An 18,448-nucleotide genomic window follows, 5' to 3' on the forward strand; every position below is an offset into this window, starting at 1 on the left:
GGCACGTCCATTTTTGATTAATAGGTTGATGATGTGATTGTCGATCTTCATGGGTCTTTCTTTCCTAGCTAATTTATTTTTTCGCTCTCTTTTGGTGCGCAAGTCGATCTGTCGCATTGATGTCAAATGTAAACAGATCAATTTTTTTGAGATCGTTATCGAAATATTTTTTTCATTATAAGATCAAAATTAAAGCAAATGGTTGATTTTTATAGCGCTTAGTTTACAAAAGGTCTTAAAAATTCAGTTCTTCTATGGTGCACTGTTAAAATGACAAACAGGTTAATTAAATATTATTTTTAAATTAATCTTTATATTTCAATATCTTGTACTTCATTTTTGGTTGTGGCATTGAATCTGCTCTGGTTTTCTCGCTTAGTTTACAAACGTAATTAAAACCATTTGGGAGAGAATGAATGACCACTAAAGTAAATAACCGAGCTGTTGGTATCTTGGCTTGTGCAATCGCAGGTAGCGGCTTAATGGCTGCGGCACCGGCATCTTATGCAGGCGTAACCCTTAAAGCGGATGAAGATCGTTGGGTTAAGCTGGGTGCCGGATTGAGAGCCAGCATGAATGTTGTTGAGGATGGTGCGCCAAGCGGGTCGGATAACAACACGGATTTTTCCGTTCAGAATATGCGTTTATATCTGACTGCACAAGCGATGAAAGGGGTGCAGTTTACATTTAATACAGAAAAAGATTCGAACGATAACATCAAGCTGCTGGATGCCGCGGCCAAGTTCCAATTGACTGATAACTTTAATTTGTGGGCGGGTCGAGTATTGATTCCGACCGATAGAGCGAACTTGGACGGCCCTTTCTATCAAGCCGCTTATGATTTCCCTTCCGTGCGCAAGTATCCGGCTATTTTTGCTGGTCGTGATGACGGTGTGATTTTCTGGGGATTGGCGAACGATAAAAAAGTGAAGTATTACTTTGGTGCGACACAGGGTCGTACGGACGGTCCGAATGATAAGGGTAGCTTGTTATATTCAGGTCGAATTTCCGTTAATTTATGGGATGCCGAACCGGGCTACTTCAACCGTAGTACCTACCATGGCAGCAAAAATATCTTGGCATTCGGAATCGGCGGTGCGTACCAGGCTGACGGAGCTGGAACGGATGCTGCTACTAACCAGGGTGACTTCACTGCGTGGAACGCGGATTTCTTGTTAGAGAAGAAACTGGCTTCCGGTGGAGTAGGTACATTGGAAGGTGCTTATTATTCGTATGACTTGGATGGTGCGGTTGACGAAACGCTTAAGGCCGGAGACGCTTATTTAGCATTGGCCTCCTATCTATTCCCTCAGAAAGTCGGTATGGGTAAATTCCAGCCTTTTACGCGTGTACAGCAATTTGATTATGACGATGGTGGAAAAATGGACAAAACAGAGTTGGGTCTGAACTATGTTATTTCCAGCCACAACGCTTTAATTTCTGCCGTCTTTTCCGCAACGGAGAACACTGGATCGGATACGGTTAATGCATTGAAAATTGGTACTCAAATCCAATTTTAAACAAGATTGAAAACATTAGGAGTTTGTTATGTCGATTAAAAGACGAGATCTATTAAAAAGTGGTTTGGCAGGGTTAGCAGCAGCCGGATCGGTTGCAGCACCGGCAATTGCAAATGCCGGAGATAAGAAAACGTTTCGTTGGAAAATGACCAACGCTTATCCTGCGGGCGCACCGTTCTATTCAACCGGACCGGGTAGTGCGAGTTATTTCTGTAAACGCGTAGAAGAGTTGTCGGGCGGACGTCTACGTATCAAGCATTATGCAGCGGGCGAATTGATTCCTGCGATGGAAGGGTTTGATGCGGTGTCTAAGGGCACGATCGAAATGAACTGGGCAAACTCGTATTATTGGGCCGGTAAAACGTTTGCAGCGCAATATTTCACGACAGTGCCTTTCGGAATGAACTTCCAGGGAACCAATGCATGGTTGCAAGAAGGCGGCGGGAAAGAGCTTTGGGATGAAGTTTACAAGCCGTTTAACGTGATCGGTCTGGCTGCGGGTAATACCGGTGTGCAGATGACCGGTTGGTTCCGTAAGCCGATTGAATCGGTTGAAGACTTAAAAGGTCTTCGTATGCGTATTCCTGGTTTGGCAGGTAAGGTGTACGAACAGTTGGGTGTCAGCGTTAAGTTGCTTCCTGGTGGTGAAATCTTCCCGGCTCTGGAACGTGGCGTTATCGATGCGGCCGAGTTCGTCGGACCTTATCAAGACCGTCGTTTAGGATTGCAGAAAGCGGCTAAATACTATTACACGACCGGTTGGTCAGAGCCAAGCAACACGACAGAGTGTCTGATCAATAAGGATGCCTGGAATTCCTTACCGGATGACCTTAAGGCGATTGTTGAAGCGGTTGCTTCGGAATGTAACTTGATGAGTCATGTCTGGTCTGAAGCGCATAACTCCGAAGCGTTGGATGATTTGGTTAAGAACTTTGGCGTGGAAGTGAAAACCCTTCCTGATCCGGTTGTTGCTAAATTGAAAGAGCTGACTTTCAAAACGTTGGAAGAGTATGCCGCAAAAGATCCTTTGGTTAAAAAGGTTCACGAAAGTTATTTTGCTTTTAAAGAAAAGCATGATGCTTGGCAGGCTCGTAGTGAAGAAGTTGTGATGACTAAGCTTTAATATGAAGTTATCTGTTTTTGCAAATAGGCTTGACGCGTTCATTGAACGCGTTGGCCGCTTGAGTGCTTGGCTAATTCTATTTTTGGTGCTGTTGGTGGCAGGGAACGTTTTGTTTCGATATCTGTTTCACATCAGTTCCGTAGGTTTGCAAGAATTCGAGTGGCATTTACTAGCGGCTATCGCCATGTTAGGTTCAGCTTATACCCTGCAACAGGGTGAGCATGTGCGAGTCGATCTTTTTTATCATCGTTATTCTAATAAAGTTAAACGTTGGATGGATGTTCTCATTCCGGCTTTCATTATTTTGCCTTTTTCAGGCTTCATGATGTACCTCTCTATGGATTATGTACTGCAGTCGTACGGCATGGGCGAAGTTTCCCCTGATCCGGGCGGTCTGGGTTATCGCTATTTAGTTAAGGCGCTATTGCCGTTGGGCTTTTTATTGATTGCTGTTCAAGGATTGGCATTACTATTGAAAGCCGTCACTCATCCTCAACGAGAGTATTGATTTATGGAACCACAGTTTTTGGCCATATTAATGGTCATTTCTCTTTTTACCCTGATTTTAATCGGCGTGCCGGTCGCATTTGCGATTGCGGCGGCGGGATTGGGCTTTGGCCTCATCGGAATGGGCTTTGACCTGTTTAACCTGCTTCCGGCACGCATTTTCGGTGTATTGACCAACTACACCTTGCTCGCTATACCGCTTTTTGTTTTCATGGGCGTCATGCTCGAAAAGTCGCGGTTGGCTGAGAAGATGCTGGATGTTTTGGGGCATCTGGCAGGAAAAACCCCGGGCGGAATGGCGATCGCGATCATCGCCGTCGGTGTATTGATGGGGGCATCCACCGGGATTGTCGGTGCAACCGTCGTCACCTTGAGTATGATTACCTTACCGACTCTGCTTAGACGTGGCTACAGCCATTCGGTCGCATGCGGAACCATCTGTGCATCCGGTACGCTCGGTCAGATACTGCCGCCGAGTCTGGTGTTGATTCTGCTTGCCGACATTACCGGCGAGGCTATCGGTCCGTTGTTTGCGGCGGCGTTGGTTCCGGGTCTGATATTGGCTGCATTGTATGTGTTGTATATTTTGTATCTGGGATGGAAGTCGCCGGAAAAAGTACCGCCTATAGATCAAGAAGAAAGGGATAGTTATTCTCGGAGCGAATTATGGATGGAGTTTTTTAAGTCGGTCGCACCGCCTTTCATTCTGATTTTTGCCGTTTTAGGGTCGATTATCGGGGGCGTTGCCGCACCGACCGAGGCTGCTTCAATGGGGGCCTTGGGTGCTTTGATTCTGGTATTTTTAAGCAAGCGCCTGACTTTTAAAGTGTTGCAAGGAACCTTGAACGAGACCTTGAAGATCACCGGGATGATCATGTTCGTCCTAATCGCCGCCCAGGTATTCGGGTTGAGTTTCAGAGGATTGGACGGGGACTATTTGATTGAAGACATGTTCTCAGTCATTCCCGGCGGAGAGTGGGGCGCGATCTTGTTCATGATGGCTATTTTGCTGTTCCTTGGATTCTTTTTGGAGTGGATTGAAATTTCCTACATCGTATTGCCTTTGATGTTGCCGATTTTTCATGCTTTAGGCGTAGACATGGTCTGGTTGGCGATTTTGGTTGCCTTGAACCTGCAAACCTCCTTTTTGACCCCGCCGTTCGGCTGGTCGTTGTTTTTCCTCAAGGGCGTCGCCCCGCCGGAAATTAAAACAATTGATATTTATAAAGGAGTCATACCGTTCATCGGTATGCAGATTGCAGTGATCGGTTTGGTCATGATCTTTCCGGAAATTGCGCTATGGTTGCCTAAGGCTATTGGTTGGAGTTAATAAATGAGTAAGTTACCTATTACACAAGTTGCGGAGAACGGCATGGTTGTCGCTCCGCATCATGCGGCAGCGGATGCCGGACTTGATGTTTTAAAGGCGGGGGGGAACGCTATTGAAGCCGCCATTGCCACTGCAGCTTCGTTGGCCGTTCATTATCCTCATATGACGGGGATTGGCGGTGATGCCTTCTGGTTGGTCTATGATCCTAAAGAAGGCGTCAGTTTTATTGAAGCTTCGGGCCATTCCGGGTTTGATGTTAAGCCCGAACTGTATGCGGACGTCGAGACGATTCCGTTTAGAGGGAAACTGGCGGCCAATACCGTTGCCGGAGCCGTGTCCGCTTGGGAGCAGGCCTATCTAAAAAGTCAGCAAGACTGGCAGGGATGTTTGAGTGCGGAGGCGTTAATGGCCGAGGCGGTCGACTCTGCCGATAATGGCATTGTCGTGACGCCGTCGTTAGCGGATACCTTAGCGGATAAAGCGACGGAGCTTCAGCAGGATTCGTTTTTTGCCGATGTGTATTATCCGCAAGGTCGTATTCCCGAAGCCGGCGAGACTTTATATCAAAAAGCTCTGGGACGTACCTTAAAGCAATTGGGCGAGCGTGGCTTTGATGATTTTTACCGCGGTGATTTGGCCGAGAGTATCTGTAATGATTTCGAACGCCGGGAAGGGTTTATTCAGCGCAGAGATTTACAGGAGCATCACGCGGCCGTTAAGCCTCATCTTGAAATCGAAACCACCCATGCCAAGCTGTTTAACGCTTCCGCTCCTACTCAAGGGGTCGCCTCTTTGATGATTCTCGGCTTATTTGACCGTTGGATTGAGAAGTTACCTGAAAAGGATTCCGTGGATTATGTGCATCTTTTGGTCGAAGCGACGAAAATCGCATTCGAACACCGGGATCGCATGGATACATCGGCTTCTCCGGAAGCGCTCCAAGCCTGGTTGGCTCCGGAGTATTTGGATGAATTAAGCCAGCGTATCGATTTGGATCAGGCATTGCCTTGGGGTGAAAAAACAGCTCCCGGCGATACCACATGGTTTGGCGCAATGGATTCGGAAGGCCGCGTTGTCAGCGCCATCCAAAGCATTTATCACGAATTCGGCAGTGGTTTCATGTTGCCCGAAAGCGGTATTGTTTGGCAGAACCGCGGTTGTAGTTTCTCGCTTGATCCTAACCACGTACGTAGCATCGCACCCCACAAAAAACCGTTTCATACCTTGAACCCGGCGATTGCACTGTTTAAGGACGGTAGGGTGATGGCTTACGGAACCATGGGCGGTGACGGTCAGCCACAAACACAAGCCGCAGTGTTTTCGCGTTATGCCTATTACGATGAAGATCTGCAAACGGCTATTAATCAACCGCGTTGGTTGTTGGGTCGTACCTGGGGAAATGCGTCGGAAAGCTTGAAGCTGGAATCGCGTTTTCCCGAAAATTACGCGAGCGAACTTCAACGTAAAGGACATGATTTTGAATGGTTAGGCCCATTGGATTCTTCAGTGGGACACGCGGGTGCATTGGTGCGCCACCCTTCATTGAAAATTGAAGGGGCTTTTGACCCTAGAAGTGACGGCAAAGCAGCCGGTTTTTAAGGAATATTGAATGAACGAATTACTCATTTTGTTACCCATTTTGCTAGTGAGCGGCATCGTCGCCGGATTATTGGCAGGCCTGTTAGGCGTTGGTGGTGGGATCGTGATTGTGCCGATGCTTTATCACATCTTTCTTTATCTTAAGATTGATGTTGCGATTGCAATGCCGCTTGCCATCGGTACTTCCTTGTCGACGATTGTCGTGACCTCGATTATGTCCGCCAATGCCCATCATAAAAAGGGCGGGATCGATTGGCAGTTGGCCAAGCGTTGGCTTCCTTTCGTATTATTGGGTGTGTTGATTGGTGCGGTATCGACCAACTTTATTGACGGATTGACGTTAAAAGTCATGTTCGGTGTTTTATTGGTGTTGGTTTCGATGCATATGCTGGTGAGCAGTTACAAAAAAATTGCTCTGGCGGAACGCTTGCCGGGGAATAAAATCCAATCATTGTTTGCGACGTTCTTGGGTGGGTTTTCATCGATGTTAGGAATCGGCGGAGGGACGCTTATGGTGCCTCTGTTAACGTTGTTTTCCTATCCGATTCATCAGGCGGTGGCAACGGCATCATTATTCGGTCTGATTATCAGTGTTCCGGCTACTTTGGGCTACGTTGTAAGTGGCTGGGGTGTTGCCGATCTGCCGTTAGGGTCAACGGGTTATGTTAACTGGCTCGGTTTTATTGCGCTGGTACCGATGACGATGATTTTTGCCCCGATCGGAGCTAAGTTGGCTTATCGCCTAAATGTTAAACAGTTGAAAACGGCGTTTGCGATTTTCTTGGCTTTGGTCGGTCTGAAAATGCTTTTAATGTAATGGCGGCTGAAAGGGGATCACGCTCTATCGCTGATGTTGATTCGTAAAAGCATTTTAGTGGTCATTTCAGAAAATGACTTTATGCTACGGCCATTCAGTTTGAATCGATGGTTTGTCTGAATGGTCAATTTTAGAATTTATTCATCCGTTTCATCGCGATCGAGTTTGAGAAGTTTTTTATACGCTTTACGTACCGCTTTACGAACGATTTCTTCATGTTCCTTGTGTTCGTCCGTCGTCATATAAAAAGACATGTCGATATCAAAACGGATATAGCGTGGAGGAATTCGATTGAGGGCAATGCAGGCCATATCGGCAAGTTGCTGCGAATCCAATTCTTTTTCAAGATAGTTTTCGTTGATTTCGTTAAAAACCAAGCGTTCATAATAGTTATGGACGGTATCGAATGACACGATTTTTCCTTAATTTAAGAGTGGTTTAAGTTTCACTATACCTAAAAATTACCTATAAAAAAAGCACCTGTGTAGGTGCTTTTTTTTATGCAAAGTTATTCAGAATTTATTAGGCTTGTTCGCGACTGATTGCACGATGGCCGATATCGGTTCTGAAATAGACTTCATCCCAAGAAATTGCGTTGACGCCTTCGTAGGCACGTTTTTGAGCTTGGGTAACATTTTCGCCCAACGCTGTCACACATAAAACGCGTCCGCCGGAGGTGATTACATCGCCGTTTTCATTCAATGAAGTACCGGCATGGAAGACTTTAAGGTCTTCGGCGTCGGCATTTTCCAATCCGGAGATGACGTCCGCTTTTCGGTAATCATCCGGATATCCACCGGCTGCCATAACGACGCCTAATGCGGCACGGCTATCCCATTTTGCATCAACCGTATCCAGTTTGCCGTCGATGGCAGCCAGACACAGCTCAACCAAATCCGATTGAAGGCGCATCATGATCGGTTGGGTTTCAGGATCACCGAAACGACAGTTAAATTCAAGCACCTTTGGTGCGCCGGAAGCATCAATCATAACGCCGGCATATAGGAAGCCGGTATATGGAAGACCGTCTTTAGCCATACCTTCGATGGTTGGTACGATCACTTCTTTCATGATGCGGTCATGGATTTCAGGCGTGACGACCGGAGCAGGCGTGTAAGCCCCCATTCCGCCGGTGTTTGGCCCTGTATCGCCGTTGTTGCGTGCTTTGTGGTCTTGAGACGTCGCCATCGGCAAGATGTTTTTGCCATCCGCCATGACGATAAAGCTGGCTTCTTCACCCACCAAAAATTCTTCGATGACAACGCGAGCGCCGGCATCGCCGAATTTGTTGCCTGCCAGCATGTCCTTGACCGCTTCGATCGCTTCTTCGTTCGTGTCGGCTAGAATAACCCCTTTACCCGCGGCTAAACCGTCCGCCTTGATAACAATCGGCGCGCCCATTTCTTCAATGTATGCGACGGCAGGTTCGATTTCGGTAAAGACGGAATAGGCTGCGGTCGGGATATTGTGATTGGCTAAGAAGTCTTTAGAAAAGGCCTTTGACCCTTCCAATTGCGCCGCGGCCGCTGTCGGACCGAAACATTTTAAACCGGCTTCGGTAAAAGCATCGACTACGCCTAATACCAAAGGAACTTCCGGGCCGACGATGGCGACATCAATGCCGTTTTCTTTAGCGAAATTCACCAATCCCGTAATATCTTCAACGGAAATGTTGACGTTTTCCAAATTGGATTCAAGTGCCGTACCTGCGTTACCCGGTGCAACAAACACTTTGGAAACTTTAGGCGATTGTGCCGCTTTCCAAGCCAAAGCGTGTTCACGACCGCCGCCACCAATAATTAATACTTTCATTTGTTTAATCTCTTTCTTTTTAGAATAACAATTCTTAAGAAGGAGGCGCTTTGTTCAAATTCTAGGCGGATAAAAGACCCGGCGCGGAGCGTACTGAATGTACGTGAGCACCGGAAGCTTTTATCCAACGAAGTTGGACAAATTAGCCCCTTGTGTCGCTTAGTGTTTGAAGTGGCGCATTCCTGTAAACACCATTGCAATACCATGCTCGTCCGCTGCGTCGATGACTTCCTGGTCACGCATTGATCCGCCTGGGTGGATTACTGCCGTGATACCCGCAGCCGCAGCGGCATCAATGCCGTCGCGGAATGGGAAGAAAGCGTCAGAAGCCATAACGGAACCAGGGACTTCAAGTCCTTCGTCTTCCGCTTTGATACCGGCAATTTTGGCTGAATAAACGCGGCTCATCTGGCCGGCACCTACCCCAATGGTCATGCCGTCTTTAACGTAGACGATGGCGTTGGATTTCACGAATTTAGCGACTTTCCAAGCAAACATAAGGTCGGACATTTCCGTTTCGGTTGGAGCGCGTTTGCTGACGACTTTAAGCTCATCTTGTGAAACCGATCCCAAGTCACGGTCTTGAACCAATAGGCCACCGGTCACGCGCTTATAGTCGTAAGCGGCTTGCTGTTCGCCAAGTTCGCCACAAGCCAATAGACGTACATTCTGTTTTGCCGCTACAACAGCTTGAGCTTCTGCCGAAACGCTTGGTGCGATGATGACTTCAACGAATTGACGGTCAACGATGGCTTGTGCGGTTTCTGCATCCAACTCGCGGTTGAAGGCGATGATTCCGCCAAATGCAGAAGTCGGGTCGGTTTTGTAAGCGCGGTCGTAAGCTTCGAATAAGCTGTTCCCGATTGATACCCCACATGGGTTCGCGTGCTTGACGATAACACATGCGGTTTCGTCGAATGTCTTAACCAGTTCCAAAGCGGCATCGGTATCGGCGATGTTGTTGAACGACAACTCTTTACCTTGGATTTGCACTGCCGTAGAGATCGACGCTTCGGTCGGGTTGCGTTCGGTGTAGAAAGCCGCGGCCTGATGTGGGTTTTCGCCGTAACGCATGGACTGCTTTTTCACGAATTGAGTGTTGAAAGTACGTGGGAAAGCATCATTCTCTTCCTGGCTGAACATGGTGCCGAAGTAGTTGGCGATGGCTCCGTCGTAACGTGCCGTTTGTTCGAATGTCTTGATGGCTAGGTCGAAACGGGTTGCATGCGCAAGTTGGCCATTGTTTGCCTGTAGTTCTTCAAGAATGCGGGCATAGTCGGCCGGATCGGTAACGACGGCAACGTCGTTATGGTTTTTAGCCGCAGAGCGCAACATGGTCGGTCCGCCGATATCGATATTTTCAATCGCATCTTCTAAAGAGCAGTCCGCTTTGGCAACGGTCGCTTCGAATGGGTAAAGGTTGACGACAACCATATCGATCGGATCGATGCCGTGTTCCGACATGATGGCATCGTCGGTTCCGCGACGACCTAACAAGCCACCGTGAATTTTTGGATGCAAAGTTTTAACGCGTCCGTCCATCATTTCAGGAAAACCGGTGTATTCAGACACTTCGGTTACGGGTAATCCGGCTTCTGAAAGTACTTTGTAAGTGCCGCCGGTCGATAGGATGGCGACATTCATCGCAACAAGCGATTCCGCAAATTCAAGAATACCGGTCTTATCCGAGACACTGATTAGAGCGCGACGAACTGGTTTCATCATGTTTTTCTCCAAAAAATAAAGCTAAAAGTTATAAAAATAAGGCGTGTATTTTAGATCAGATCGTACTTGTGCATTTTCTTGCGCAGCGTATTACGATTGATGCCGAGTATTTGGGCGCTTTTGGACTGGTTTTGTTCAGTCTTTTCCAAAACAAATTCGATTAGCGGTTTTTCGACCTGCTGAATAACCATTTCATAGAGGTCGGAGACGGACTCTTCCTGCAGCGTTTCGAAATAGTGCTCTAAGGTCAGGGTCACTTGTTCACTCAGGGAGTGTTTGGCAATCGTTTTTGTCATAAGTTTACGTTTTAAAATATGTCGGGTTAATTGACTGCGGTTTGAGCGGGAGCCGTGTTTTCGGCGCGATCAAAGAAACGCTCAATTAACTTGAGTTGTTCTAATGGGTCGGTGAGCTGATTAAACGTCTTACGCAATGCAACTCCGTTTTCCAGGTGTTGGCTGTACCAGCCAATATGCTTGCGGGCGATCCGCACACCGAGCATTTCACCATACAGCTGATGCAGGCCGCGAGTATGTTCTATTATGGTGTTATAGAATTCATCCAGGGTTGGAGGTGGCAACGTGGTTCCAGTCGCAAGGTAATGATTTACTTCACGAAATATCCAAGGATAACCTTGCGATGCGCGTCCGATCATCAGCCCGTCAGCAGACGTATATTCTAATACAAATTTGGCTTGTTCGGGGGTGTTAATATCACCATTTGCAATGACCGGTATATCGAGACTTTGTTTAACCTTGCGGATCGTGTCGTATTCGGCTGAGCCGTTGAATTTATCTTCCCGGGTTCGGCCGTGAATGGTGACGGCTTGCAGGCCATACTGTTGAGCGAGCAAGGCGATTTCAAGGGCATTTTTATTTTCGACATCCAGTCCTGTGCGGATTTTGACTGTGACCGGTACGTCCACCGCGGTGACGACGGCATCAAATATCCGGGCCACTTTATCGGGTGCACCCATTAACGCCGATCCTGCTGCGACACTACAGACTTTTTTCGCCGGACAGCCCATATTCAGGTCGATGATCTGTGCTCCTTGCTGCGCCTGCCATTTCGCTGCGTCCGCCAATTCTTGAGGGTCGGTGCCTAGCAATTGGACGGCTCGCGGCTCGGGATCGCTACGATCGGCTTGGCGGGTAGACGATTTTTTGGATTCCCAAAGTTGCTTTTGAGAGGCGACCATTTCCGCAAGCGTGTAGTCGGCACCACAGGTTCGACAGATCTTTCGATAGACGGCATCGCTCACACCGGCCATGGGAGCCAGTACCAGATTGTGAGCAAAAGTATAAGGACCGATTTTAAGCATGTTTTAACCGATTTTCCGTCTCGAATGGAGTCTTGTTTGTCGTTCTGTTAAGTCGTGTTGTAATTTAAGCCGAGCGGGTAAGTTCGGTAAAAACACAAAAAACCACTTACTGTTTGGTGCCTGCAAGCAAGCCCCATTCGTCTTTGGTTTCAAACGTATCTAGAGGAATCCCGATCGATTGAAAATGTGCCTGCAAATCCTCTGCCTGAGTCGCTAATAGTCCTGAAAGAACCAAGGTTCCGCCCGGTTTGAGTAGACGATCGAATTCCGGTGCCAATTCTTTTAACGGACCGGCAAGAATGTTGGCGATCAGCAAGTCAACCGGCTGAGAGTCGAAGTCTTTGGCTAAAGCGAAATCAATGTCGGCTTGATTGCGTTCGGCATTTTGCTCGCTGGCAAGGATGGCTTGAGGGTCAATGTCGGTTCCCGAAACGGAACGAGCGCCGAGTTTATCGGCGGCGAGCGCCAATATTCCGGATCCGCACCCGTAATCAATCACGGTTAAGTCTTTAGGTGCGTGTTGATCCAGCCAAGTCAAGCAAAGCGCCGTCGTCGGGTGGGTGCCCGTACCGAAAGCCATGCCGGGGTCCAGCATTAAATTGGCCGCTTCGGGTTGCGGTGGCTTCAGCCAGCTAGGAACAATCCACAAACGTTCCCCGAAACGCATGGGTTGAAACTGGTCCATCCAGGCGCGAATCCAATCCTTGTCTTCGAGTTGTTCGGTTTTGTATTGTTCGGCAGGAACGGCAGGCAGTAATTGAACTAACGTATCGATGACGGCTTGGCTGTCGGTTTCGGCATCAAACAATCCGACGACCTTCGTGTTCGCCCAGATCGGAGTGGTACCGATGTCCGGTTCAAAAATCGGCTGGTCTTTGGCGTCTTCAAACGTGACCGAGCAAGCCCCGACTTCCATGAAAGCGTCGGAAAGCGGTTCCGCGAGTTCTTCTTTGACGACCGTATTAATTTGAATCCAAGCCATTTGCTCTCCCTATGAACGTCGGTATTGTTTTATTCGGTTGGTCGAAACGAGTTTATATTGAGGCTCGTTCCTAAAAATATGGGTTTACTTAAAAGCAAAAAACCTCTCGTGGTTATCCCAGAGAGGTTTGAAAGGTTTTCACCTTTGAGTTACAGGCATTCTGATTTTGCTTTTAGCTTAAATCAGATGCTCCAGACGGTGTTCCAGGTAATGAATGTTCATACCGCCTTCGCAGAAGCCATGATCATTCATGATTTCACGTTGAAGGTGGATATTCGTATCGATACCTTTAATAACCATTTCCTGTAATGCCACATCCATTCGCGCGATTGCCGTTGCACGATCGTTGCCGAAACAGATGAGCTTTCCGATCATGGAGTCGTAATGCGGAGGAATGGTGTAACCGGTGTAAATGTGGGAGTCCCAACGAACACCTAGACCGCCAGGCAGATGCAAACGCTCTAGTTTACCAGGCGACGGCATGAAGTTCTTCGCCGGGTTTTCGGCGTTGATACGACATTCGATTGCGTGGCCTTTGATAACGATGTCTTCTTGCTTCAAGCTTAGAGGAATACCCATCGCGATTTCAATTTGAGCCTTAACTAAGTCGATCCCCGTCACCATTTCGGTAACGCAGTGTTCAACCTGTAGGCGCGTGTTCATTTCGATGAAGTAGAACTCGCCGTCTTCGTATAAGAATTCAAAAGTTCCGGCACCGCGGTAGTTGATTTCTTTACAGGCGTTAACACATGCCGCACCGATTTTTGCACGTTGTTCAGGAGTAACCCCTGGAGCAGGCGCTTCTTCGACCACTTTTTGGTGGCGGCGCTGCATTGAGCAGTCACGTTCACCTAGGTGAATTGCGTTGCCCTGACCGTCGGCTAATACTTGGATCTCGACATGGCGCGGGTTTTCAAGGAATTTTTCCATGTAAACTTCAGGGTTGCCAAAGAAGCTACCCGCTTCGGACTTGGTTAGCTGAATCGATTTCAACAGGTTGGCTTCGGTATGGACGACACGCATGCCTCGTCCGCCGCCGCCGCCGGAAGCTTTAATGATAATCGGATAACCGATTTCACGTGCGATACGGTGGTTTTCTTCGTCGTCATCGCCTAAAGGGCCGCCCGAACCGGGTACGGTAGGAACGCCGGCCGCTTTCATTGCGCGGATGGCCGACACTTTGTCGCCCATGATGCGTATGGTTTCTGCCTTAGGGCCGATGAATTTGAAACCGCTTTCTTCAACGCGTTCCGCAAAGTCGGCGTTTTCGGATAGGAAACCGTAACCCGGGTGGATCGCCTCGGCGTCGGTGACTTCGGCCGCCGAAATGATTGCCGGAACGTTCAAGTAACTTTCCGAAGAGGGTGCCGGTCCGATACAGACCGATTCGTCGGCCAGTAATACGTGTTTCAAGTCGGCATCCGCAGTGGAGTGTACCGCAACGGTTTTAATGCCTAGCTCTTTACAGGCTCTTAAAACGCGTAGGGCAATTTCACCGCGGTTTGCAATTAGAATTTTTTCAATCATAGTGGGTCGTCCTTATTCGATGATGAATAGCGGTTGACCATACTGGACAGGTTCACCGTTTACCCCGATGATTTGCTTGACGGTACCAGCAACGTCCGCTTCAATTGGGTTCATGATTTTCATGGCTTCAATGATGCAAAGTGTATCGCCTACGGCAACTTTATCGCCGACTTTAACAAACGCAGGAGCATCCGGGGACGGTGCTTCGTAGAAAGTACCGACCATTGGCGAAGTAACCTGGTGGCCACTGATTTCAACTGGAGCGTCTGCCGCAGCCGGAGCGGATGCTGGAGCAGGAGCACTTTGTACCGGTGCTTCATATTGAACTGCTGCAGGAGCCGCCATCATGATCGGTTCTTTGCTGCGGGTAATGCGAATATTGTGCTCGCCTTCTTTGATTTCGATTTCGGCGATGTCCGACTGTTCTACAATTTCAATCAGTTTACGAATTGAACGAATATCCATTTTCTTTCCTTTGATTATGGGCCTGGTTCTTAAATGGGAAGTTTCAGGCTCTTTTAATGTTTACTTTTTTGTGTTTTTTGTTGTTTGGTTTCCGGATCATGAGATACGTTCAGCAGCGGCTTCCAATGCCAGTTCATAGCCTTTGCTGCCCAGGCCGGCGATTACGCCCTCAGCCAAATCCGAAAAATAGGAGTGCGCTCTAAACGGTTCTCTTTTATGGATGTTGGACAGGTGAACTTCTATGAAAGGAATGTTGACGGCTGCCAAGGCATCACGGATCGCGACACTGGTATGAGTGAACGCTGCCGGATTGATAATGATGTACTCGGTGCCGTCGCTCATCGCCTGATGAATGCGGTCTACGATTTCATGCTCCGCATTACTTTGAAAGTTTCGCAGGCGAACGCTGTATTGATCCGCAAGTTGTTCAAGGTCTTCAATGATGTCTGCAAGGGTTTGGCGGCCGTAAATTTCGGGTTCACGCTTACCGAGCATGTTTAAATTGGGACCGTTTATCACCAGAATGCTTGCCATGATTCAAAATCCTTGATTAAAGATTGACAAGATTATAGCTTAAGTGCCCGGATAACACTATGAAATAGTGTTTAAAAAACAAATTTCTTGCTTGAAATGTTGCGTACTGTTGTGAACTGATATGAACGGATTGATTTTATTGATGGGGGGAAGTAAGGGGAGTGAATTTTCCCGGTCAGAGTTGAGGCTGACCGGGCGGGGCCGTTAATGGAAAGCTTGGCGGGTGATGTTTTCAAATGTTTCCGCGTTTTTAAAGCCGACGACACGTAGACTTTTTTGTTCTTGTCCCTGTGGGTTGAAGAACAGGATAGCCGGCGGTCCAATGATGCCGAACTTTTTCATCAGCGCCTTGTCGATGGCATCGTTGGCGGTCACATCGGCCTGAAGCAGAGTGATGCCTTCAAGCGATGCCTGTACGCTGGTATCGGTAAAGGTTAAAGCTTCCATCTCTTTACAGCTTACACACCAATCGGCATAGAAGTCCAGCATGACCGGTTGGCCTTTGGCTAGTTGATTTTCTAAATCTTCGATGCTTTTAATGGTTTGAAAGTTTAGGTGCTGTGCTTGCTGTGAGCCGGATGCTCCCGTTCCTTGGAAGACTTTAAGTGGCTGGAATAAAGAGTTTCCTCCAGCCAGTAGGCCGATCAGGATCATGCTGCCATAAAGTAGAAGTGCAATTCCGAACCCTTTAAACAGTTTTTTCCATCCGGATTTGCCTTCGGTACTTTCAAAGGTGCCGAGATAAACCGCCGAAATAATGAATAGCAGCGCCCAGGCAAGTAGGACGATTTCGGCTGGCAGAATGCGTTCCGCCATCCAGATTGCAACCCCGATCAGCATGACACCGAATACGGCTTTGACGGCATCCATCCAAGCGCCGGCGCGTGGTAATAGTTTTCCGGCAGACGTGCCCAGAAGCAGTAGCGGTAATCCCATCCCCATGCTCATGGCAAAGAGGGCGATACCACCTAACAAGGCGTCGCCGGTTTGGCCGATGTAGATTAGAGCGCCGGCAAGCGGCGGTGCAACACAAGGACCGACGATTAGAGCGGATAAGAAGCCCATAATGGCAACGCCGGTCAAAGTGCCGCCTTGCTGTTTGTTGGACAGGTTGGTGAGCTTGGACTGTAGACTGCTCGGTAGTTGCAGTTCATAGAAGCCAAACATCGACAACGCCAGTAAAAGGAAAATAACGCTGAAGCTACCGATAATCCATGGGTTTTGGAAGGCCGCCTGCAAGTTTTCACCGAATACGCCGGCCAGTACGCCCGCAACGGTATAGGTGACCGACATGGCTAATACGTAAACAAGTGACATGACAAAAGCGCGACGCGTCGTGAGTTGATCGCCTTGGCCGACAATGATGCTCGATAGGATCGGAATCATCGGGAAGACGCAAGGCGTGAATGCGAGTAGTAATCCGAAAACGAAGAAGGTCGCAATGACGATCCAGACGCTGCTATTTTTTAGGGTATCTGCAATCTGGTCGGTTTCCGATAGGTCGGTTGAGTTTGCGACCGTTGCCGTTGCCAATGTGGCCGCTGCGTTTTCAGTTTGCGGCGCGGCTTGAATTTCCGATGCACTGATTTCAATGGTTTTGCGTGCTGGAGGGTAGCAGACGCCAGCGGCTGCCGAACAACCTTGGTACTCGAATTCAATGACCGCGTTACCGTTTATTGAAGAGATCGGTTGAACGGCCTGAATTTGACCGTGATATACAAACGTTTTGCCAAATAGCGGATCATCGATTTCTTCGGCTTTAGGCAGTTGTAATTCGCCCAAAGTGGCATCGCCGTTTAATACTTTGACTTTAATTTTATCTTGATATAGGTGGTAGTCGTGGGCGATATTCCAATTGGCCTGTACGGTTCCGTTGACTACTTGGGCCGAAAATTGGAAGGCGTCATCCGCTTCAAGCAGTTCCGGCTCGTTGTTGTTGGCGGAGAGTAAGTTATTCAATTCCGTTAAAGAGTTAAAACCGTTGTTCGTTGCAGAGGTCGCAGGTAGCGATACAGTAAATGTACGGGTTTGCGGTGGGTAGCAAACCCCGATTTTATCCGCGCAGCCTTGATATTTGACCGTCAGGTCCGCGCTGTTTTGATCGGTGTTATATGGGAGCGATACAGTGGCTTCATGCACATACACTTCCGTTTTACCGAATAGGGCGTCATCCACTTGTTTCGCTGGGGAATAAGTGGCTTCACCCAGGTTGGCGTTGTCGGAAGTGACGGAAATTTTGTCTTTATAAAGTTTATAGTCGTCGGCTATTTTCCAGTGAACGACGATTTGGCCGTTTTCAACCATAGGTTGTTGGAGTTGGAAAGCATCGTCGACGTCCAGAAGGTCTTCCGCATGTGCGGTATGGATGAAGGGGGTGCTTAAAAACAGTAATGAACTGAAAAGGAAGGTGATTAAAGCATTAAGCAATCGCATGTTTTAAAATCTCTCTATGATCTTCTTTGATTTGGAGCTTGAAAGCCATTCTATTGGCCCCTATAAACTTCCTGTATTATTTGAAGTAATCCATGATAATAGCGATTAGATTATTCAAAATAAATCCAATCAATTCTATACTACTTCCATTGGTTTGAGTGAGTTTTACTTGGTAAAAATAAAGTTTAATTGGGGTGTTTCAAACTCGTTAAAATCAAACCTTATCACCTTAATATATTGAGATTCTTATGTTAAAAGTTTTTTTTCTGTTGTTTTTGTTGGTGCCTCTGGCGGAACTTTACGTTTTGATTCAGGTGGGTAGCGAGATCGGGGCTTTACCTACGGTGTTGTTGACGGTGGCGACCGCGGTAATCGGTGTGATGTTAATGCGCAGTCAGGGCGCGGCAATTTTACAAAAAACCCAGACCTCTCTGGCGATGGGAGAGATGCCTCAATCTACCATGATGGAAGGTGCGTTTATCTTTTTGGGTGGGGTGCTGTTATTTGTTCCGGGTTTGATGACTGATGCGTTAGGACTGTTGTTTTTGATTCCGTGGGTGCGTAGGGCATTGATTAAGCAGACATTGAAGGGATATAAGGTACGTGGTCATTATCATTACCGCAATTCTAACGGTGATTATTATGAGGGAGAATGGACTCAGGCCGAGTCGAAACGTCCCGAGTCTTTACAGCATCGGGACGTAATCGAAGGAGAGGTGCTGGATGATAAGGAACCTCCCCGAAAGTAAGTTT

At 47.9% G+C, this 18,448-nt stretch carries 17 protein-coding genes; 7 read left to right on the forward strand and 10 right to left on the reverse strand.

The genetic code is table 11. The annotated features are described in order from the left end of the window. The first annotated feature begins 416 nt into the window (after nucleotides 1–416). The 6 genes from ABY044_RS10155 to ABY044_RS10180 are packed head-to-tail and all read left to right on the forward strand — an operon-like array spanning nucleotide 417 to nucleotide 6,896. A complete protein-coding gene (locus ABY044_RS10155) occupies nucleotides 417–1,520 on the forward strand; it encodes a hypothetical protein (protein ID WP_373020405.1) in 1,104 nt (367 codons plus the stop codon). Between the two features lie 28 nt (nucleotides 1,521–1,548). Then, on the forward strand, nucleotides 1,549–2,643 hold the full coding sequence (locus tag ABY044_RS10160) for a TRAP transporter substrate-binding protein (RefSeq protein WP_373020407.1): 1,095 nt from the start codon (nucleotides 1,549–1,551) through the stop codon (nucleotides 2,641–2,643). Between the two features lies 1 nt (nucleotide 2,644). Beyond that, the gene (locus tag ABY044_RS10165; protein ID WP_373020409.1) at nucleotides 2,645–3,151 is read left to right on the forward strand and encodes a TRAP transporter small permease subunit; all 507 of its coding nucleotides are present in this window, start codon (nucleotides 2,645–2,647) and stop codon (nucleotides 3,149–3,151) included. A 3-nt stretch (nucleotides 3,152–3,154) separates the two neighbouring features. After that, nucleotides 3,155–4,480 (forward strand): TRAP transporter large permease subunit, encoded by a 1,326-nt coding sequence (locus ABY044_RS10170; RefSeq protein ID WP_373020410.1) that lies wholly within the window; start codon nucleotides 3,155–3,157, stop codon nucleotides 4,478–4,480. Between the two features lie 3 nt (nucleotides 4,481–4,483). Further along, nucleotides 4,484–6,079: a gamma-glutamyltransferase family protein gene (locus ABY044_RS10175; protein WP_373020411.1), complete on the forward strand. Its 1,596-nt coding sequence runs from the start codon at nucleotides 4,484–4,486 to the stop codon at nucleotides 6,077–6,079. 10 nt (nucleotides 6,080–6,089) lie between these two features. Next, the gene (locus ABY044_RS10180) at nucleotides 6,090–6,896 is read left to right on the forward strand and encodes a sulfite exporter TauE/SafE family protein (RefSeq protein WP_373020413.1); all 807 of its coding nucleotides are present in this window, start codon (nucleotides 6,090–6,092) and stop codon (nucleotides 6,894–6,896) included. Nucleotides 6,897–7,033: 137 nt separating this feature from the next. Here ABY044_RS10180 and ABY044_RS10185 read toward each other — a convergent pair whose 3' ends face one another. From ABY044_RS10185 to ABY044_RS10230, 10 genes are all read right to left on the reverse strand, one after another. After that, complete coding sequence (locus ABY044_RS10185; protein ID WP_373020415.1) at nucleotides 7,034–7,309, reverse strand: late competence development ComFB family protein; 276 nt, start codon at nucleotides 7,307–7,309, stop codon at nucleotides 7,034–7,036. A gap of 109 nt (nucleotides 7,310–7,418) precedes the next feature. Continuing rightward, nucleotides 7,419–8,708, reverse strand: coding sequence for a phosphoribosylamine--glycine ligase (gene purD / locus ABY044_RS10190; protein WP_373020417.1), 1,290 nt, complete (start codon nucleotides 8,706–8,708; stop codon nucleotides 7,419–7,421). A gap of 159 nt (nucleotides 8,709–8,867) precedes the next feature. Then, the gene (purH, locus tag ABY044_RS10195; protein ID WP_373020465.1) at nucleotides 8,868–10,430 is read right to left on the reverse strand and encodes a bifunctional phosphoribosylaminoimidazolecarboxamide formyltransferase/IMP cyclohydrolase; all 1,563 of its coding nucleotides are present in this window, start codon (nucleotides 10,428–10,430) and stop codon (nucleotides 8,868–8,870) included. A 53-nt stretch (nucleotides 10,431–10,483) separates the two neighbouring features. Further along, nucleotides 10,484–10,729 (reverse strand): helix-turn-helix domain-containing protein, encoded by a 246-nt coding sequence (locus ABY044_RS10200; RefSeq protein WP_373020418.1) that lies wholly within the window; start codon nucleotides 10,727–10,729, stop codon nucleotides 10,484–10,486. Nucleotides 10,730–10,755: 26 nt separating this feature from the next. After that, nucleotides 10,756–11,754 (reverse strand): tRNA dihydrouridine synthase DusB, encoded by a 999-nt coding sequence (dusB, locus tag ABY044_RS10205; protein WP_373020419.1) that lies wholly within the window; start codon nucleotides 11,752–11,754, stop codon nucleotides 10,756–10,758. 106 nt (nucleotides 11,755–11,860) lie between these two features. After that, nucleotides 11,861–12,736 (reverse strand): 50S ribosomal protein L11 methyltransferase, encoded by an 876-nt coding sequence (prmA, locus tag ABY044_RS10210; RefSeq protein WP_373020421.1) that lies wholly within the window; start codon nucleotides 12,734–12,736, stop codon nucleotides 11,861–11,863. Between the two features lie 177 nt (nucleotides 12,737–12,913). After that, the gene (gene accC / locus ABY044_RS10215) at nucleotides 12,914–14,263 is read right to left on the reverse strand and encodes an acetyl-CoA carboxylase biotin carboxylase subunit (RefSeq protein ID WP_373020423.1); all 1,350 of its coding nucleotides are present in this window, start codon (nucleotides 14,261–14,263) and stop codon (nucleotides 12,914–12,916) included. A gap of 12 nt (nucleotides 14,264–14,275) precedes the next feature. Then, nucleotides 14,276–14,728 carry an acetyl-CoA carboxylase biotin carboxyl carrier protein gene (gene accB, locus ABY044_RS10220; protein WP_373020425.1) on the reverse strand — a complete coding sequence of 151 codons (453 nt, stop codon included), beginning with the start codon at nucleotides 14,726–14,728 and terminating at the stop codon, nucleotides 14,276–14,278. A 96-nt stretch (nucleotides 14,729–14,824) separates the two neighbouring features. Next, nucleotides 14,825–15,262 (reverse strand): type II 3-dehydroquinate dehydratase, encoded by a 438-nt coding sequence (gene aroQ, locus ABY044_RS10225; protein ID WP_373020427.1) that lies wholly within the window; start codon nucleotides 15,260–15,262, stop codon nucleotides 14,825–14,827. A 204-nt stretch (nucleotides 15,263–15,466) separates the two neighbouring features. Continuing rightward, nucleotides 15,467–17,695, reverse strand: coding sequence for a protein-disulfide reductase DsbD (locus tag ABY044_RS10230; protein ID WP_373020429.1), 2,229 nt, complete (start codon nucleotides 17,693–17,695; stop codon nucleotides 15,467–15,469). Between the two features lie 248 nt (nucleotides 17,696–17,943). Here ABY044_RS10230 and ABY044_RS10235 point away from each other — a divergent pair, with 248 nt between their 5' ends. After that, nucleotides 17,944–18,444 (forward strand): FxsA family protein, encoded by a 501-nt coding sequence (locus ABY044_RS10235; RefSeq protein WP_373020430.1) that lies wholly within the window; start codon nucleotides 17,944–17,946, stop codon nucleotides 18,442–18,444. The last annotated feature ends 4 nt before the right edge of the window (nucleotides 18,445–18,448 follow it).

This window comes from Thiomicrorhabdus sp. (assembly GCF_041583835.1).
In the GTDB taxonomy this organism is placed as follows: Bacteria; Pseudomonadota; Gammaproteobacteria; order Thiomicrospirales; family Thiomicrospiraceae; genus Thiomicrorhabdus.

Coding starts and splice junctions, on each gene's coding strand:
- accB (WP_373020425.1), bottom strand. CDS start 14,728: ATGGATATTCGTTCAATTCGTAAACTGATTGAAATTGTAGAACAGTCG.
- accC (WP_373020423.1), bottom strand. CDS start 14,263: ATGATTGAAAAAATTCTAATTGCAAACCGCGGTGAAATTGCCCTACGC.
- ABY044_RS10200 (WP_373020418.1), bottom strand. CDS start 10,729: ATGACAAAAACGATTGCCAAACACTCCCTGAGTGAACAAGTGACCCTG.
- ABY044_RS10175 (WP_373020411.1), top strand. CDS start 4,484: ATGAGTAAGTTACCTATTACACAAGTTGCGGAGAACGGCATGGTTGTC.
- ABY044_RS10180 (WP_373020413.1), top strand. CDS start 6,090: ATGAACGAATTACTCATTTTGTTACCCATTTTGCTAGTGAGCGGCATC.
- ABY044_RS10165 (WP_373020409.1), top strand. CDS start 2,645: ATGAAGTTATCTGTTTTTGCAAATAGGCTTGACGCGTTCATTGAACGC.
- dusB (WP_373020419.1), bottom strand. CDS start 11,754: ATGCTTAAAATCGGTCCTTATACTTTTGCTCACAATCTGGTACTGGCT.
- ABY044_RS10155 (WP_373020405.1), top strand. CDS start 417: ATGACCACTAAAGTAAATAACCGAGCTGTTGGTATCTTGGCTTGTGCA.
- ABY044_RS10235 (WP_373020430.1), top strand. CDS start 17,944: ATGTTAAAAGTTTTTTTTCTGTTGTTTTTGTTGGTGCCTCTGGCGGAA.
- ABY044_RS10230 (WP_373020429.1), bottom strand. CDS start 17,695: ATGCGATTGCTTAATGCTTTAATCACCTTCCTTTTCAGTTCATTACTG.
- aroQ (WP_373020427.1), bottom strand. CDS start 15,262: ATGGCAAGCATTCTGGTGATAAACGGTCCCAATTTAAACATGCTCGGT.
- ABY044_RS10160 (WP_373020407.1), top strand. CDS start 1,549: ATGTCGATTAAAAGACGAGATCTATTAAAAAGTGGTTTGGCAGGGTTA.
- purH (WP_373020465.1), bottom strand. CDS start 10,430: ATGAAACCAGTTCGTCGCGCTCTAATCAGTGTCTCGGATAAGACCGGT.
- purD (WP_373020417.1), bottom strand. CDS start 8,708: ATGAAAGTATTAATTATTGGTGGCGGCGGTCGTGAACACGCTTTGGCT.
- prmA (WP_373020421.1), bottom strand. CDS start 12,736: ATGGCTTGGATTCAAATTAATACGGTCGTCAAAGAAGAACTCGCGGAA.
- ABY044_RS10170 (WP_373020410.1), top strand. CDS start 3,155: ATGGAACCACAGTTTTTGGCCATATTAATGGTCATTTCTCTTTTTACC.